Origin of the sequence: Cedecea selenatireducens (assembly GCF_042138895.1) — a bacterium.
GTDB lineage: Bacteria > Pseudomonadota > Gammaproteobacteria > Enterobacterales > Enterobacteriaceae > Cedecea > Cedecea selenatireducens.
This window is the reverse complement of the sequence record NZ_JBHIKW010000012.1, coordinates 117292-133142: the sequence shown is the minus strand read 5'-3', so window position 1 is coordinate 133142 and position 15851 is coordinate 117292. Positions and strand designations below refer to the sequence as shown.

Genomic DNA, 15851 nt, shown 5'->3' with positions numbered 1-15851 from the left:
CATGCCATCAGAAGAAAAAGCTAACCGCTATCCTTTTACCGAAAACTACCCGCGTGACCTTGCCGGTTATGCCGGCAATCCTCCCCATGCGCAGTGGCCTGGCGGCGCGCGTATTGCGGTTCAGTTTGTGCTCAACTTTGAAGAAGGCGCTGAAAACCACGTCCTGCACGGCGACAGCGGCTCAGAACAGTTTCTCTCCGATATCATCGGCGCGGCCAGTTTTCCCGATCGGCATATGTCGATGGACTCCCTTTATGAATATGGTTCGCGGGCGGGCTTCTGGCGTATCCATAATGAATTCCAGAAGCGCGGCCTGCCTTTGACGGTGTTTGGCGTGGCGATGGCGCTGGCCCGCAACCCGGAAATTGTCTCCGCGATCAAAGCCGCAGACTACGACGTGGTCAGCCACGGCTGGCGCTGGATCCATTATCAGAATATGGATGCTGCCACCGAGCGGCAGCACCTGCATCAGGCGATGGAAATTCTGGAAAACCTGTTTGGCTCCCGCCCGCTGGGCTGGTACACCGGGCGTGACAGCCCGAATACCCGGCGGCTGGTGGTAGAGCACGGCGGTATTCTGTACGACAGCGACTACTATGGCGACGATCTGCCTTTCTGGAGCAAAGTCACCTGCGAAGACGGCAGCGTCAAACCCCATCTTATTGTGCCGTACACGCTGGACACCAATGACATGCGCTTCGCCACAGCTCAAGGCTTTAACACCGCCGAGCAGTTCTATACCTATCTGAAGGACAGCTTCGACGTGCTGTATGAAGAAGGTGAAACGGCGCCGAAGATGATGTCCATCGGCATGCACTGTCGTCTGTTAGGCCGACCGGGCCGTTTCCGGGCGCTGCAGCGTTTCCTGGACTATGTGCAGCAGCATGAAGGCGTGTGGATTTGCAGAAGGCAGGATATTGCCGAGCATTGGGTGAAGATGCATCCTTATTCCGAGTAAGACGCTTCGTGGTGTTGTTTCTTTTGTTGGGCTGGTTAAAGTTCCGTTCACTTCCAGCCCTGTTGCATATGTCATCACCGAAACCGTGAACGACTCGGGGCAAATCTTCCCCTCACCCCAGCCCTCTCCCCAAAGGGGCGAGGGAGAAAACAAAAGCTATGGGAAAAATAAGAAGCGGGGCTCGGTTCCGGCTTAAATCGCCTCAGTTTTCTCAGCCGAGCCAGAGCCGAAAGTGAACGGAACTTAGCTGTTTCGGCATAGGTCCGGGACTTTGTGACGAAGAAACAGCTGTCACCCCATTAAACTCACATGCGCCGCTACAATCTTCCAGCCCGACGAAAACTTTACCCAGGTCTGCATCTGGCGGCCGACTTTATCGCTGCCTTCACGCGTAAACTCGGTGCTTGCCACCGCCAGCTCGTCGCTGAATGTCGTAATAACGGTATTTCTCAGCTGGCGATCCAGCCCTTTTGGGGAGCGCCCGTTGCGGAAGGCGCGTATCTGATCGATACCGTAAAGGTTTTCCGTCGCGCCGTAGCGCACGGTGCGGGCATCTTCCCAAAACAGCTCATCCAGCACGGCAACGTCGTTGGTGATGAGCGCCTGCTCATAGCGATAAAATGCCTCGGTGACTTCGTTCAGAATGGCCGGGCGGTCAATATTATCTCGCATCATTTAGCTTACCTTCGTCTGTAAAATACCCTTAACTTCCAGGCGCCGTGCGGCCTGCAAACAAATGTCCTCCCGCCACGGGGCGGCAATCAGCTGCACGCCAATCGGTAATCCGCTCGCGGTAACCAGCGGGGCACTCACCACCGGCAGACCGAGGAACGAAATCGGCTGCGTCAGGATCCCCATACTGGCCTTAACCGGGATCTCCTGCCCGTTGATATTCATGGTTTGCTGCCCGATAAGCGTGGCGCTGCAGGGCGTGGCGGGCGCGATAAGCACATCAAAACGATCAAATAACGGCAGCGTACGCTCGAGGAACCAGGCGCGGAAGCGCTGAGCCTGGGTGTACCAGGCTGACGGTGTCATTGCCCCGGCCAGCAGGCGTTCGCGTGAATTGGGTTCGAAGCGCTCGGGGCTGGCACGTAACGCAGGCAGATACTGGTTTCCGGCTTCTGCCGCAGTCAGTAAAAAGGCCGCCGAGCGCGCGAGTTCGGCTTCCGGCATGGAGGCATGTTCCGTTGCCTGCAACGCTTTGGCTACCCGGCTAACCGCCTCTTTGGCGTCTTCGTCGCACCAGCGTTCAAAAAAGCCGTCCAGCACCGCGACGCGAAGAGGCATATCACGCTCAAGCGTCGCATAAACCGGCTCAATTGTACGGGAAGACTGGAAAGGATCGCTGCCGTCGTAGCCTTGCAGCGCATCGTAAACCGCCGCGACATCTTCCACGCTACGTGCCAGCGGGCCAATATGATCGAGGCTGGCAACAAAGGGATGGCTGCCGCCGCGCGACAGGCGACCGAAGGTAGGTTTCAGGCCAACAAGTCCGCAAAGTGACGACGGGACACGAATCGAGCCGTTGGTGTCGGTGCCGAGGGTAAAATTCACCATTCCGGCGGCGACGGCGGCGGCCGAACCGCCGGAAGAGCCGCCCGCAATGCGTGCAAGATCGTGCGGGTTTTTGGTTGCGCCGTAATGGCTGTTTTCCGTAGTGAAGCCGTAGGCGTAGGCATCCATATTCACCGCGCCGCTCAGCATAGCGCCTGCTTTTTGTAGCTGAGTTATGGCGAAGGCATCGGCCGTGGCAGCGGGCTCTGCGGCAAACAGCTCGGCACCGGAAAGGGTAGTCAGCCCTTTAATGTCGAAGATATTTTTTACCGCGTAAGGCACGCCCGCCAAAGCGGGAAGCGCGCTGTCGCTGGCAATCAGCCTGTCGACCGACGCGGCTTCTTCCAGCAGGCGACACTGGGTCACCTCGGTAAAGGCGTTAATTTGCGGGTTCTGCTGCTCAATCCTGGCCAGCGTTTGTTGGGCAAGCTCGGTTGCCGAAAAGGTTTTGTCCCGCAACCCCTGATGAGTCTGGCGTATAGAAAGGGCGGTCATAGTGAATAGACTCCAGCGGTTTCCTGACGATCGGGAAGAGGGAATGCCATCAGCGGCTCCGCCATGGCCGCAATGCGCGCCAGCTGAAACTCCAGCTCTTTCCGGCGTTCGTCGGTCAGCGGTACGGCGAGCAGTTGCTCCATAAGCGCAATGTAGTTCTGCCAGTCAAAAGAAGGTTGATTCATCAGTATGTTCCTCAAAAACCTGCGGCGCTGCCGTTGCTGCGCGGATCCCACGCACCTTCAAGCATGCCATTAGTGTGCCTGACGATGGCGCCAGCGTGGCCGACGACTTCGCTGAATGCGGGCAGCGTTTCTACCTCGTGGCCCAGGGCCTGGAGTTCGGTAAAGGTGTCGGGGCTGAAGCGGCTTTCAAGCTTAAGGCTGTCGGAAGCCTGCCCCCAGGTACGGCCCAGCAGCCAGCGCGGCGCGGAGATCGCCTCCTGCAGGTTGATGCCCTGCAGCACGTAGCGGGTAAATATCGTTGCCTGAGTCTGCGGCTGCCCGTCGCCGCCCATCGAGCCGTAAACCAGCGTTCTGCCGTCGGCGAGCCTTGCCGCCGCCGGGTTCAGGGTATGGAACGGTTTTTTGCCCGGAGCCAGCGCCAGCAAATGGTTTGAGTCCAGGCTGAAAGAAGCGCCTCTGTTTTGCCAAAGCACGCCGCTTTTTGGCAGCACAACACCGCTGCCAAACTCGTGATAGATACTTTGAATAAACGACACGGCCAGACCGTTACCGTCGATAACGCCCATCCAGACCGTGTCACCGGGGCCTTTGCCTTTGCCCCACGGCGCGGCGTTTTTGTCGTCTATTTGCCCGGCAAGCTGATCGAGTGAGTCGGCATCCAACAGGTTCTGTATTGAGGTAGTGATATGGCGCGGATCGGTGATATGTACGTCGCGCAGCGCAAAGGCCTTTTTGGTCGCTTCAACGATGCGATGCACGGTTTGCGCTTCGGTCGCATTCGCCATCGGCAGCCGGTCAGTGATACCCAGGATCGCCAGGGAAACCAGGCCTTGAGTGGGAGGCGCGAGATTGAAAACCTCACCTGCCTGATGCTCAAGCCGCAGCGGCTTCGTGCGCGTTGCCCGGTGCTCAGCGAGATCGGCTGCGGTAATCGGCAGCCCCAGCTCGGCCAGCTCTTCGGCAATAACCGAGGCCAGCGGGCCGCGATAAAAACTGTCCAGGCCTTCCTGCGTCATACGCGTCAGGGTTGCCGCTAGCCGGGGCTGCGTGAACCGGCTGCCGGTCGCCGGAACTTCGCCGTGCTGCAGGAAAGTGTCAGCAAAACCCGGCACATCGACCAGCTCGGCATATTTGCTTTGCGTCGCGTGTGACTGAGAAGCGGTGACCGGGATCCCGTCTGCCGCATAGCGAATGGCATCGGCCATCAGGCGCGAAAGAGGCAACTGCCCGCCGCCAATCTCCGATGAAACTTTCAGGGCTTCTGCCCAGCCGCTGACGGTGCCGGGCACGGTCAATGCTGCCCGGGTGCCGCGATGGGGAATCGCTTTTTCTCCCCGGTAGAAATCCAGTGACGCCAACGAACCGGCGGCGCCGCTGGCGTCGATGGCGACAGGTTCGCCCTCCGGGGGAACAATCAGCCAGAATCCGTCGCCACCGATGCCGTTCATATGTGGGTAAACGACCGCGATGGTGGCGGCCGCAGCGACCATTGCTTCAATGGCATCGCCGCCGTGACGCAGCACGGACAGCGCGCTTTCAGAGGCCAGATGATGGGGCGCAACCGCCATGCCACCGGGGGCCATATTGCTTTGCATGTTTTTCTTCTCTTGCAGGAATTCCGCTCGGGTAGGGAAGTCAGAAGCAAGAGATGTTCCAGGTTGACGAAGATCGTTTCACTGTGTCAGGCTTTGATGAAACAAAAGTTACAGGAGTCAGCATGAAACAGTTAGACGAGCGGCTGCGGGCTTCATGGGCGCTCTTTTCCCCGCAGGAGCAGCGCGTGGCGTCGTTCATCGTTGACCATTTTGATGACCTGATCAGCTACAACAGCGCGGAGCTGGCGCGGCTTTCCGGCGTCTCCAAGGCCACCGTGAGCCGATTGTTTAAGCGGCTGGGCTACGAGCGCTACAAAGATATGCGTGAGGAGCTGCGTACCCTGCGCCAGAGCGGCATGCCGCTGACCGAAAACCGTGACGCGGTGCAGGGCAACACGCTGCTGGCACGCCATTACAAGCAGGAAATGGCCAACCTCACCCAGCTGGTGAATCAGCTGGAAGCCAGCCCGTTTGCTGAAGTGGTCAATGCGCTTGTTAACGGTAAACGCATATTTATCATCGGGATGCGAAACTCCTGGCCGGTCGCGATGCACCTGCGCCAGCAGCTTTTACAGGTGCGCAGCGGCGTGTCGTTGCTGCCGCAGCCGGGGCAGACGCTGGCGGAAGAGCTGGTTGATATTGACCCGGAAGATTGCGTGGTCACCGTGGCGTTTCGCCGCAGGCCGCGCATTATCAAGCCGCTGCTCGCCGGCCTGCAGCAGCGCGGTATACCGCTGGTGGTGCTGAGTGAGTCAGCTTCGTCGGGGCTGGCGACTTATTCACGCTGGCATCTCAGCGCGCCGCTCGACAGCGTTTCGGCCTTTGACAGCTACAGCAGCGCCATGAGCCTGGTGAATTTACTGGCTAACGCGGTGCTGCATGAATCATTGACCAGCGGGCGTCAGCGTATCCATAATATCGCTGAATTGTATACAGAGCTGGACGAGCTCGAACAACGTTAACGCCCCTGGCTGGTGCAGATGCACATTTCGGGTGAGCCAGAATAGTTCATCATTTTATCCAACCCTGTTTTTCCGCGCTGGCCATGACGCCGCCAGCCGGAAAAAAATTTGCCTGCGGCTGGCACATTAGTTGCAAAAGAGGCTTATAAGAATCTTTTGTTTCAATCTCAGACTCAAGGAATCGCCATGTTTGATATTCAGCATTTCCCCCAGATCAATCCGCCGCACCGTTTGCTGATGGGGCCAGGCCCGATCAACGCCGATCCTCGAGTGCTTCGCGCCATGGCGAGCCAGCTTATCGGCCAGTATGACCCGGTGATGACGGGCTACATGAATGAGGTGATGGTGCTGTATCGCGAGCTTTTCCGCACGGAAAACAAATGGACGATGCTGGTGGACGGCACCTCCCGGGCCGGGATTGAAGCCATTTTGCTGTCGGCTATCCGTCCCGGAGACAAAGTCCTCGTGCCGGTCTTTGGCCGTTTTGGTCATCTGCTGTGTGAGATTGCCCGCCGCTGCCGCGCCGAAGTGCACACCATTGAAGTGCCGTGGGGCGAGGTCTTCAGCCCGCAGCAAATTGAAGATGCCATTAAAGCGGTAAAGCCCCGCCTGCTGCTGACCGTGCAGGGCGACACCTCCACCACGATGCTCCAACCGCTGGCCGAACTGGGCGAGATCTGCCGCCGCCACGGCGTACTGTTTTACACCGACGCCACGGCGTCGTTTGGCGGGAACGAATTGCTTACCGACGCGTGGGGGCTTGATGCCGTTTCTGCCGGGCTGCAAAAGTGCCTCGGCGGTCCGTCAGGCAGCTCCCCCATCACGCTTAGCCCGCAGATGGAAGAAGCCATTCGTCGCCGCAAATGCGTAGAGGAAGGCATTCGCACCGCGGCCCATCAGGACGGTGACGAAGAGATGATCTACTCCAATTATTTCGATCTTGGCATGGTCATGGACTACTGGGGCCCAGAACGTCTGAACCACCACACCGAAGCCACCAGCATGCTGTTTGCCGCCCGCGAGTGCGCCCGCGTCATTCTGGAAGAAGGCCTGGACGCCGGTATTGCCCGTCACGAACTGCACGGCAGGGCGATGGTGGCGGGGATCCAGGGCATGGGGCTGGAAACCTTCGGCAACCTTGAGCACAAGATGAACAACGTCCTCGGCGTAACAATCCCGACTCAGGTTCACGGCGAAGAGGTTCGCAAGCTCTTGCTGGAAGACTTCCACATCGAGATCGGCACTTCCTTCGGCCCGCTGCAGGGCAAAATCTGGCGCATTGGCACCATGGGCTATAACGCCCGTAAAGACTGCGTGCTGCAAACGCTTACCGCGCTGGAAGCGGTGCTTAACCACCTTGGATTTAAAACCGTGCAGGGTGAAGCCATGCAGGCGGCCTGGAACGTCTACGCGCAAGGTGCTCGCTAATGGCCGCGCCGCTTATGGACGGGAATTATGCGCAGGTTGCCGCCCAGCGCGTCATGGACAGGGCTGACCAGCTGGCGGCCATCAGCGAAAGCGCAGGGCAGCTGACCCGGGTTTACCTTTCCGTGCAGCATCTGCGGGCGAATCAGCTGGTGGCAGGCTGGATGGAACAACTCGGCATGACGACCTGGCAGGACGCGGTCGGCAATATTTGCGGGCGTTACGAGGGCAGACAAGACGGCGCGAAGGCCGTTTTGCTAGGTTCTCATCTTGATACGGTGCGTAATGCCGGCCGCTACGACGGCATGCTCGGCGTGTTGTGCGCGCTGGAAGTTGTCGCGTATCTCTATCAGCACGATATCCAGCTCGAACAGGCCATCGAGATCGTTGGTTTTGGTGATGAAGAGGGAACCCGCTTCGGCATCACGTTGCTGGGCAGCCGGGGGCTAACCGGCAACTGGCCGGAAGGTTGGCTGAGCCGTGAAGATGCCAGCGGCGTCAGCGTGGCGCAGGCCATGATCCTTGCCGGGCTGGTTCCCTCGCGAATTGCCAGCGCGGAGCGGCCGAAAAGCGATTTTACCGCTTACCTGGAGCTGCACATCGAGCAGGGCCCGGTGCTGGAAGAAGAAGGCCTGGCGCTGGGCGTAGTGACGGCGATTAACGGCGCGCGCCGCCTGAACTGTAGCTTTACCGGCCACGCGGGCCATGCGGGGACGGTCCCTATGGCGCTACGTAAAGATGCGCTGGCCGCCGCCGCCGAATGGATGACCTTTATTGAGTCGACAACGCGTCACCACGGCCCCGATGAGGTCGCCACCGTGGGGACGTTAAGCTGTGCGCCAGGCGCGGTGAACGTTATTCCCGGCGACGTTCAACTTACGCTGGATATTCGCAGTCCGCGTGATGAAAGCCTGGTGAGTTTATTGGGCAAGCTTCTCGCCGAAGGAGAGGCCATTGCGGCCCGGCGCGGCATGCGGTTTAGTGCGGAAGAATATTACGCTATTCCGGCTACGCCTTGTGATGAAACGCTGCAGGCGACGTTAATGCAGGCGGTGAGCGAAGTTCAGGGGCGAAGCCTTTCACTGCCTAGCGGCGCAGGGCACGACGCGATTGCCATTGCTGAACGCTGGCCGAGCGCGATGCTGTTCGTTCGCTGCGAGAAGGGGATCAGCCATCATCCGGCGGAATCCGTGGTTGAAGGCGATGTGGCGCTTGCCGTTCAGGCTTTTACTCGCGCCGTTACGCTGTTGGCTGACAAATAAAAAACCGGCCTGAATGGCCGGTTTTTCTGACTACAAACTGAAAGGGTCGGCATCCTGCCACGCCGGGAATTTTTCCCGATATTCGCGCAGCGCAATCAGCGAAAGGTCGGCATCGAGCCTTGCCGCCTGGTGCGGCTCGGCGCTGGCAAGGATCTCGCCCTGTGGGCTGATAATCCGGCTGTCGCCCCGGTAATGGTGGCCGTTGCCGTCGGTGCCTACGCGGTTACAGCCCGCGACATAAGCCTGATTCTCAATAGCGCGCGCCTGCAGCAGGCTTTGCCAGTGCAGCGAGCGCGGCGCTGGCCAGTTGGCGACGTAAAGCGCCAGGTCATAATCGTTGCGGTTACGTGACCACACCGGGAAGCGCAGGTCGTAGCAAACCAGCGGTAAAATACGCCAGCCTCGCCACTCAATAATCACGCGTTCTTCGCCGGCCTGGTAATGGTGATGCTCATCCGCCATGCGGAACAGGTGGCGCTTATCGTAGAAATGCACTTTGCCGTCCGGCTGAACCAGCAGGAAACGGTTTACCGGCCCGCGTTCGGTTTGTAACGCGGCGCTGCCGGCGATCATCGCCTGGGTTTGCTGAGCTTTGAACTGCATCCAGTCAATCACTTCCTGTTCCGGCATCGACTGCACGGCGGCTTCCATCGCAAAGCCGGTGGTGAACATTTCAGGCAGAATAATCAAGTTACGCCCGCGCACGTCCTCCAGCAGTACATCGAAGTGACGCAGGTTTGCGGCACCGTCCATCCAGACGAGCGGTTGTTGCAGAACGGAAACTTTCAGACCAGACACAATCGGCAGCCTCTTAGCGGAATATTTCTTTCACTGTAGCACGAGAAAACGCGTTTTTGTTGGCAATAAAAAACCCCGCTTTCGCGGGGTTAATGGTTAAGCGGCTTCAACCTTTCTGTGCTTTTCCGGCACTTTCACCGGCTGTGTTGCCAGCGCCTCCGGATCAAACTCATCCACGTTAATGCTGCGCAGGCGGCTTGCTTCGGCTTTGGTCAGAATCGCGGCCTCATCGGCGGTGATTTTGCCTTCAGCCAGCAGCTGTTTAGCCAGCTCATCCAGGCGAGTGAACGGCAGATTACGCTTCAGCTCTTTACAGACGCGCTGGTGAATCGGCTCGGCGGCCATAATATCCAGCAGCGCGGATTCCAGCAGGCCAGCAGGGTTGTGCTCGCTCGGCGTCAGGTACTGACCACGGCCAATACGCGAACGGGTTGCGGACGGCACCTGCAGGATTTTCGCCAGCTTGTGGTCCAGCACGTCAGACGGTGCTTCGTAACGGCGGCCCAGCGGGAAGATAACCAGACGCAGCGTCCCGGCAACAAAGCGGTTCGGGAAGTTGCGCAGCAGGTCATCAATCGCCTGTTCAGCCTGATACAGCGCATCCTGCACGCCCCAGTGCACCAGCGGCAGATCGGCTTCGTTACGGCCTTCATCTTCGTAGCGTTTCAGCACCGCAGTCGCCAGGTAAAGCTGGCTCAGCACATCGCCCAGGCGAGCGGAGATACGCTCCCGACGCTTCAGGCTGCCGCCCAGCACGGCCATGGAGACGTCCGACAGCAGTGCCAGGTTTGCGCTCAGGCGGTTGATGTACTGGTAGTAGCGTTTGGTTGCGTCGCGGGTTGGCGTGCTGCTGCCGAGGCCGTTGGTCAGGCCCAGCCACAGGCTGCGCATTTTGTTGCTGCCCACGTGGCCGATGTGTTTAAACAGCAGCTTATCGAAGGCGTTTACGTCGTTATTCTGCGCGGCGGCCATCTCTTCCAGCACGTATGGATGGCAGCGAATTGCCCCCTGGCCGAAGATTATCATGCTGCGGGTCAGAATGTTGGCGCCTTCAACGGTGATGGCAATCGGCGCGCCCTGGTAAGCACGGGCCACGAAGTTACCGTCGCCGAGCATAATGCCTTTCCCGCCAACGATATCCATCGCATCAAGAATGGCGCGCTGGCCGCGATGGGTACAGTGGTACTTCACAATGGCTGACAGCACAGCAGGCTTCTCGCCGAGCACGATGCCGTAGGTAATCAACGATGCGGCTGCATCCATCACGTAGGCGTTACCGGCGATGCGCGCCAGAGGCTCTTCAATCCCTTCCATTTTACCGATAGAGATTTTGAACTGGCGGCGGATGTGAGCGTAAGCGCCGGTCGCCATTGCTACGGATTTCAGGCCGCCGGTGGCGTTGGACGGCAGGGTAATACCGCGCCCCACGGACAGACATTCAACCAGCATGCGCCAGCCCTGGCCGGCCATTTTCGGGCCGCCGATAATAAAGTCGATCGGCACAAAGATGTCTTTCCCACGGGTTGGACCGTTCTGGAACGGCACGTTCAGCGGGAAGTGGCGTTTGCCGATCTCCACACCCGGGGTATGGGTTGGGATAAGCGCACAGGTAATACCTAGGTCTTCCTCGCCGCCGAGCAGGCGTTTCGGGTCAGACAGTTTAAACGCCAGGCCCAGCACGGTAGCGATAGGCGCCAGCGTGATATAGCGTTTGTTCCAGGTCAGGCGCATACCGAGCACCTGCTCGCCCTGCCATTCGCCCATGCAAACCACGCCGCTATCAGGGATAGCACCGGCGTCAGAACCGGCTTCCGGGCTGGTCAGCGCGAAGCAAGGGATCTCCTGACCGCGCGCCAGGCGTGGCAGGTAGTGATCTTTTTGCTCTTCGGTACCGTAATGCTGCAGCAGTTCGCCCGGGCCTAAGGAGTTAGGCACGCCGACGGTAATCGCCAGGATCCCGGAAACGCCGGACAGTTTTTGCAGCACGCGAGCCTGAGCATAGGCGGAGAACTCGAGGCCGCCGTACTCTTTCTTGATGATCATCGCGAAGAAGCGATGTTCTTTCAGGTAGGCCCACAGTTCAGGAGGCAGATCGGCCAGCTCATGGGTTATCTGGAAGTCGTTCGCCATGCGGCACGCTTCTTCAACCGGGCCATCAATAAACGCCTGTTCCTCTTCGGTCAGCTTTGGCTGCGGGTAGTTATGCAGTTTTTGCCAGTCAGGTTTGCCGCGGAACAGATCGCCTTCCCACCAGGTCGTCCCGGCGTCGATAGCTTCTTTTTCGGTACGGGACATCGGCGGCATCACTTTACGGAAGCCACGGAAGACCGGCGCGGAGATCAGCGCTTTACGCAGTGGAATGACTAGCAGCGGCACCAGAATCACCGCCAGCGGAACCAGCACCCAGAACGACCAGATGCCGGCGAAGCCCAGCGCGGCGGTCCAGGCCAGCAGGATCACGCTGCTAAGCAGCAGATTTGCCTGGTGATAGAACAGCACACCCAGCAGAACAACGGTAAGGACAATACTTAAAATCAACATAAAGAAAGCTCCCTTGCTTGTAGGAGGTCTGACCACTTGTGATGTATTGGTTGTAGTGGATGTTGCTTTCTTTAGCAATGTGTTTACAAAATAATTACAACCTCGCTCACATTGTTGCCGCCCATCAAGGGAAAACCCCGGCTAAACACGCGGGGTTACGCTTCTCGCTTTCGGCGCTATCCGGTACACTGCCGGATGTGAAATTCATCCCAACCTCAAGGACCTCCTCATGTACCAGGATCTTATTCGTAGTGAGCTAAATGAAGCGGCGGAAACGCTGACTAACTTCCTTAAGGACGAAGCCAATATTCATGCCATTCAGCGCGCAGCGGTGCTGCTGGCAGACAGTTTCAAAGCGGGCGGCAAAGTACTGTCCTGCGGGAACGGTGGCTCACACTGCGATGCTATGCACTTTGCGGAAGAGTTAACCGGCCGCTATCGTGAAAACCGCCCGGGCTACCCGGCGATCGCGATTTCAGACGTGAGCCACATCTCCTGCGTCAGTAACGATTTCGGCTACGACCACGTGTTCTCTCGCTACGTTGAGGCCGTGGGCCGCGAAGGCGACGTGCTGCTGGGGATCTCCACTTCCGGTAACTCAGGCAACATCATCAAAGCTATCGAAGCTGCTCGTGCGAAAGGCATGAAAGTCATCACCCTGACCGGGAAAGACGGCGGTAAAATGGCCGGTACGGCAGACATCGAAATTCGCGTGCCGCACTTCGGCTATGCGGATCGCATTCAGGAAATTCACATCAAAGTGATCCACATCCTGATTCAGTTAATCGAAAAAGAAATGGTTAAAGCTTAGCCCGAAATGTCCTCTGCTCTTTCCGGGCAGAGGCATTCGTTGTGGGAGAGAAAAGATGTGCGAACTGCTCGGGATGAGTGCCAACGTACCGACGGATATCTGCTTTAGTTTTACCGGTCTGGTGCAGCGCGGGGGCGGAACTGGTCCCCATAAAGACGGCTGGGGTATTACCTTCTATGAAGGGAAAGGCTGTCGCACTTTTAAAGATCCGCAGCCGAGCTTCAACTCGCCCATCGCCCGTCTCGTCCAGGACTACCCGATTAAATCCTGCTCGGTTATCGCGCACATTCGCCAGGCTAACCGTGGCAAGGTCGCGCTGGAAAATACCCATCCGTTTACCCGCGAGCTTTGGGGTCGTAACTGGACCTATGCCCATAACGGGCAGCTGAAAGGCTACCGCTCGTTGGATACAGGGGCGTTTCGTCCGATTGGCGAAACCGACAGCGAGCAGGCGTTTTGCTGGCTGCTGCATAAGCTCACGCAGCGCTACCCGCGCACGCCGGGCAATATGGAAGCGGTATTCCGTTACATTACTGAACTGGGTGCGGAGCTGAGAGAGAAGGGCGTGTTTAACATGCTGCTGTCGGACGGGCGTTACGTGATGGCGTTCTGCTCGACAAACCTGTTCTGGATCACGCGCAGAGCGCCTTTCGGCGTGGCTAAACTGCTGGATCAGGATATGGAAATCGACTTTCAGGCAGAGACCACACCGAACGATGTGGTCACGGTCATTGCCACTCAGCCGCTGACCGCCAACGAAACCTGGCACAAAATTGAGCCAGGCAAGTCGGCGTTATTTTGCCTCGGTGAGCTTATAGTTTGAAGCCAGCTGCGGCTGAACCGGCGTCATCACGGCAGGTTTGCTGATGACGTAGTTCCCGCTGACCACGGCCACGCCCGGCGGCTGATGGTTGGCCGCGAAGTAGTCATAGCCTGGCTTCAGCTCTTTCCAGAAGTTGATGTAGGTGGAGTACTTGTGGCGTTCCATGTTGGCGTCGGTCATGCGGAACGGGAAAATACTCACCTGAACGCGCGGCTGGCCGAACACTAAAGCGCCGGTCACAAACTGGAAAATTTCGTCGATGCCGGAGTCGGTCATGGCGTAGCAGCCAATCGACACGCAGGCACCGTGAATCATCAGGTATTTCCCTTCATAGCCGTGAGCGCGGTCAAAATCGTTCGGGAAGCCAATATTAATGGCTTTATAGAAGCGGCTGTCCGGTTTTAGCTGACTGCGATCAACGCTATAAAATCCTTCCGGGCTTTTAAAATCACCCTGGCGCTGTTTTGGTCCCAGGCCGCCGGAATAGTTACAGATGCGATAGCTATTGAGCAGCTGATACTGCTCGCCCATCTTCACCCACAGTTCCAGGGTGCGCTCTTCTTTAAAGATTTGAATATAAACCGGGGAGCCCATGAGCTGCTGTCTGCTATCTTTGCCGACAGGGGCGGCGACACCGCTGCTATTAAGCAGGCTGGCGAAAGAGAAAAACGGCATAGAGAGCATCGCAATAATCAGTGCGATCTTACGCATACTGCTTGATTCCTTGATAAACCTGCAACTAACAGCCAGGACGGCTAAAGGGACCCGAAATCAGAAAAATCTGTACAGGATTGCGCTCACATTAGCATTGTGGTTGATTTTCGCAAGTTCCAGACTGGGGCGTTTACACATTTTATTGGAATCAATTGGAGTTTTAGCGCCAGGTCACTTTTTGCCGATCGTCATGTCGCTTGCTTTTATGTTCTGGCCGCTCCACGGCGATTTCCCCATATCGAAAATAAGCTGTATACTTATCCAGTGTTATTTTTCTGGTTGAGTGAGCATGCGCAAAATCATTCATGTCGATATGGACTGCTTTTTTGCCGCCGTTGAGATGCGTGATAATCCGGCCCTGCGCGATATCCCGCTGGCGATTGGTGGCAGCGCCCAACGGCGAGGCGTGATCAGCACGGCGAATTACCCCGCCAGAAAATACGGCGTGCGCAGCGCGATGTCGACCGCGATGGCGCTAAAACTCTGCCCGCACCTCACTCTGCTGCCGGGCCGGTTCGACGCGTATAAAGAAGCCTCCAACCATATTCGTGAAATTTTCTCCCGCTATACCCCGCTCATTGAGCCTCTGTCGCTGGATGAAGCTTATCTGGACGTCACCCACTGCGGCCATTGCCAGGGCTCGGCGACGTTAATTGCCCGTGATATTCGGCAGGCTATTTCCGACGAGCTAAACCTGACCGCCTCGGCGGGCATTGCGCCGATCAAGTTTCTGGCGAAGATTGCCTCCGATCTCAATAAACCGAACGGCCAGTTCGTGATTACGCCCGAACAGGTGCCTGACTTTTTAGCGACGCTGCCGTTAGGGAAGATCCCCGGCGTTGGCAAAGTGACGGTAGCAAAGCTGGAAACGCTTGGCCTGCGAACCTGTGCCGACGTGCAAAATGCCGACCTGGCGATGCTGTTAAAGCGCTTCGGCAAATTTGGTCGGGTACTGTGGGAGCGCAGCCAGGGGATTGATGAGCGGGAAATCAGTAACGATCGCCAGAGAAAGTCGGTTGGCGTGGAGCGTACGCTGGCGGAAGACATTCACGAGTGGCACGAATGCGAAGAGATTATCGAGCGCCTGTACCCGGAGCTTGAGCGGCGGCTGGCCAAAGAACGCGCCGACCTGCGCATCGCCCGCCAGGGCATCAAGCTCAAATTTAACGATTTCCAGCTGACGACCCAGGAGCACGTCTGGCCGAAGCTGAATAAAGAAGACCTGATCGCCACCGCCCGCAAAACGTGGGCAGAACGAAGGGGAGGGCGAGGTGTTCGGCTGGTGGGGCTGCACGTGACCCTGCTCGACCCGCAGCTGGAAAGGCAGCTGTTGCTGGGGCTGTAAACATGCCCCTCATCCCGGCCTTCTCCCTGGAAGGGAGAAGGGGAAAACCGAAAGTCAGGCGAACAAAGAAAATCCCTTCTTCTTTCAGGGAGAGGGAGGAAAACCAGCTTGTCGCTGAAATTAAGGTGAACAAAGAAACTCCCCTCTCCCTTTTAGGGATAGTGAGGAAAAGCAGACTTGTCGCTAAAAGTCAGGCGGACAAAGAAAATCCCCTCTCCCTTTCAGGGATAGTGAGGAAAAACAGACTTGTCGCTAAAAATCAGGCGAACAAAGAAAATCCCTTCTTCTTTCAGGGAGAGGGAGGAAAACCAGCTTGTCGCTGAAATTAAGGTGGATAAAGAAAATCCCCTCTCCCTTTTAGGGAGAGGGTTAGGGTGAGG

General features: G+C 57.7%; 15 protein-coding genes. 8 read left to right on the top strand and 7 right to left on the bottom strand.

Annotated features, from left to right (window positions below; translation table 11 throughout):
• The first annotated feature begins 1 nt into the window (after position 1).
• Positions 2-958: an allantoinase PuuE gene (puuE, locus tag ACE38U_RS18270; RefSeq protein WP_375530306.1), complete on the top strand. Its 957-nt coding sequence runs from the start codon at positions 2-4 to the stop codon at positions 956-958.
• Positions 959-1249: 291 nt separating this feature from the next.
• Here puuE and hpxZ read toward each other — a convergent pair whose 3' ends face one another.
• From hpxZ to ACE38U_RS18250, 4 genes are read right to left on the bottom strand one after another with little or no spacing between them, the layout of a single operon-like run.
• Positions 1250-1633 (bottom strand): oxalurate catabolism protein HpxZ, encoded by a 384-nt coding sequence (gene hpxZ, locus ACE38U_RS18265; RefSeq protein WP_038475355.1) that lies wholly within the window; start codon positions 1631-1633, stop codon positions 1250-1252.
• Positions 1634-3010 carry an AtzE family amidohydrolase gene (locus ACE38U_RS18260; protein WP_375530305.1) on the bottom strand — a complete coding sequence of 459 codons (1377 nt, stop codon included), beginning with the start codon at positions 3008-3010 and terminating at the stop codon, positions 1634-1636. It lies immediately after the preceding gene.
• Positions 3007-3195, bottom strand: coding sequence for an oxalurate catabolism protein HpxX (gene hpxX, locus ACE38U_RS18255; protein WP_038475350.1), 189 nt, complete (start codon positions 3193-3195; stop codon positions 3007-3009). The genes ACE38U_RS18260 and hpxX overlap by 4 nt, the downstream gene beginning before the upstream one ends.
• An 11-nt stretch (positions 3196-3206) precedes the next feature.
• The gene (locus tag ACE38U_RS18250; RefSeq protein ID WP_375530304.1) at positions 3207-4790 is read right to left on the bottom strand and encodes a gamma-glutamyltransferase family protein; all 1584 of its coding nucleotides are present in this window, start codon (positions 4788-4790) and stop codon (positions 3207-3209) included.
• Positions 4791-4912: 122 nt separating this feature from the next.
• Between ACE38U_RS18250 and ACE38U_RS18245 the strand changes: the two genes are divergently transcribed.
• From ACE38U_RS18245 to hpxK, 3 genes are all read left to right on the top strand, one after another.
• Positions 4913-5752, top strand: coding sequence for a MurR/RpiR family transcriptional regulator (locus ACE38U_RS18245; protein WP_375530303.1), 840 nt, complete (start codon positions 4913-4915; stop codon positions 5750-5752).
• 186 nt (positions 5753-5938) lie between these two features.
• Positions 5939-7180 carry a (S)-ureidoglycine--glyoxylate transaminase gene (gene pucG, locus ACE38U_RS18240; RefSeq protein WP_038475344.1) on the top strand — a complete coding sequence of 414 codons (1242 nt, stop codon included), beginning with the start codon at positions 5939-5941 and terminating at the stop codon, positions 7178-7180.
• Entirely contained in the window at positions 7180-8439 is a 1260-nt protein-coding gene (gene hpxK, locus ACE38U_RS18235) for an allantoate amidohydrolase (protein ID WP_375530302.1), read from the top strand. The genes pucG and hpxK overlap by 1 nt, the downstream gene beginning before the upstream one ends.
• Positions 8440-8469: 30 nt before the next feature.
• Here hpxK and ACE38U_RS18230 read toward each other — a convergent pair whose 3' ends face one another.
• Both ACE38U_RS18230 and fadE read right to left on the bottom strand, forming a co-directional pair.
• The gene (locus ACE38U_RS18230; protein ID WP_038475342.1) at positions 8470-9237 is read right to left on the bottom strand and encodes an amidohydrolase; all 768 of its coding nucleotides are present in this window, start codon (positions 9235-9237) and stop codon (positions 8470-8472) included.
• A gap of 96 nt (positions 9238-9333) precedes the next feature.
• On the bottom strand, positions 9334-11778 hold the full coding sequence (gene fadE / locus ACE38U_RS18225; protein ID WP_375530301.1) for an acyl-CoA dehydrogenase FadE: 2445 nt from the start codon (positions 11776-11778) through the stop codon (positions 9334-9336).
• Between the two features lie 229 nt (positions 11779-12007).
• Here fadE and lpcA point away from each other — a divergent pair, with 229 nt between their 5' ends.
• Both lpcA and ACE38U_RS18215 read left to right on the top strand, forming a co-directional pair.
• Entirely contained in the window at positions 12008-12589 is a 582-nt protein-coding gene (lpcA, locus tag ACE38U_RS18220; protein ID WP_038475337.1) for a D-sedoheptulose 7-phosphate isomerase, read from the top strand.
• Positions 12590-12644: 55 nt separating this feature from the next.
• The gene (locus tag ACE38U_RS18215; RefSeq protein ID WP_038475335.1) at positions 12645-13412 is read left to right on the top strand and encodes a class II glutamine amidotransferase; all 768 of its coding nucleotides are present in this window, start codon (positions 12645-12647) and stop codon (positions 13410-13412) included.
• Here ACE38U_RS18215 and dpaA read toward each other — a convergent pair.
• Positions 13383-14123, bottom strand: coding sequence for a peptidoglycan meso-diaminopimelic acid protein amidase (gene dpaA / locus ACE38U_RS18210; RefSeq protein WP_038475333.1), 741 nt, complete (start codon positions 14121-14123; stop codon positions 13383-13385). The two genes, ACE38U_RS18215 and dpaA, sit on opposite strands and share 30 nt — an antisense overlap.
• Positions 14124-14415: 292 nt before the next feature.
• On the opposite strand from dpaA, the gene dinB reads away from it, so the two are divergent.
• Together dinB and ACE38U_RS18200 are read left to right on the top strand one after the other, a co-directional pair.
• Positions 14416-15471: a DNA polymerase IV gene (gene dinB / locus ACE38U_RS18205; RefSeq protein ID WP_375530300.1), complete on the top strand. Its 1056-nt coding sequence runs from the start codon at positions 14416-14418 to the stop codon at positions 15469-15471.
• Positions 15472-15473: 2 nt separating this feature from the next.
• The gene (locus tag ACE38U_RS18200; protein ID WP_375530299.1) at positions 15474-15794 is read left to right on the top strand and encodes a hypothetical protein; all 321 of its coding nucleotides are present in this window, start codon (positions 15474-15476) and stop codon (positions 15792-15794) included.
• Positions 15795-15851: the final 57 nt, after the last annotated feature.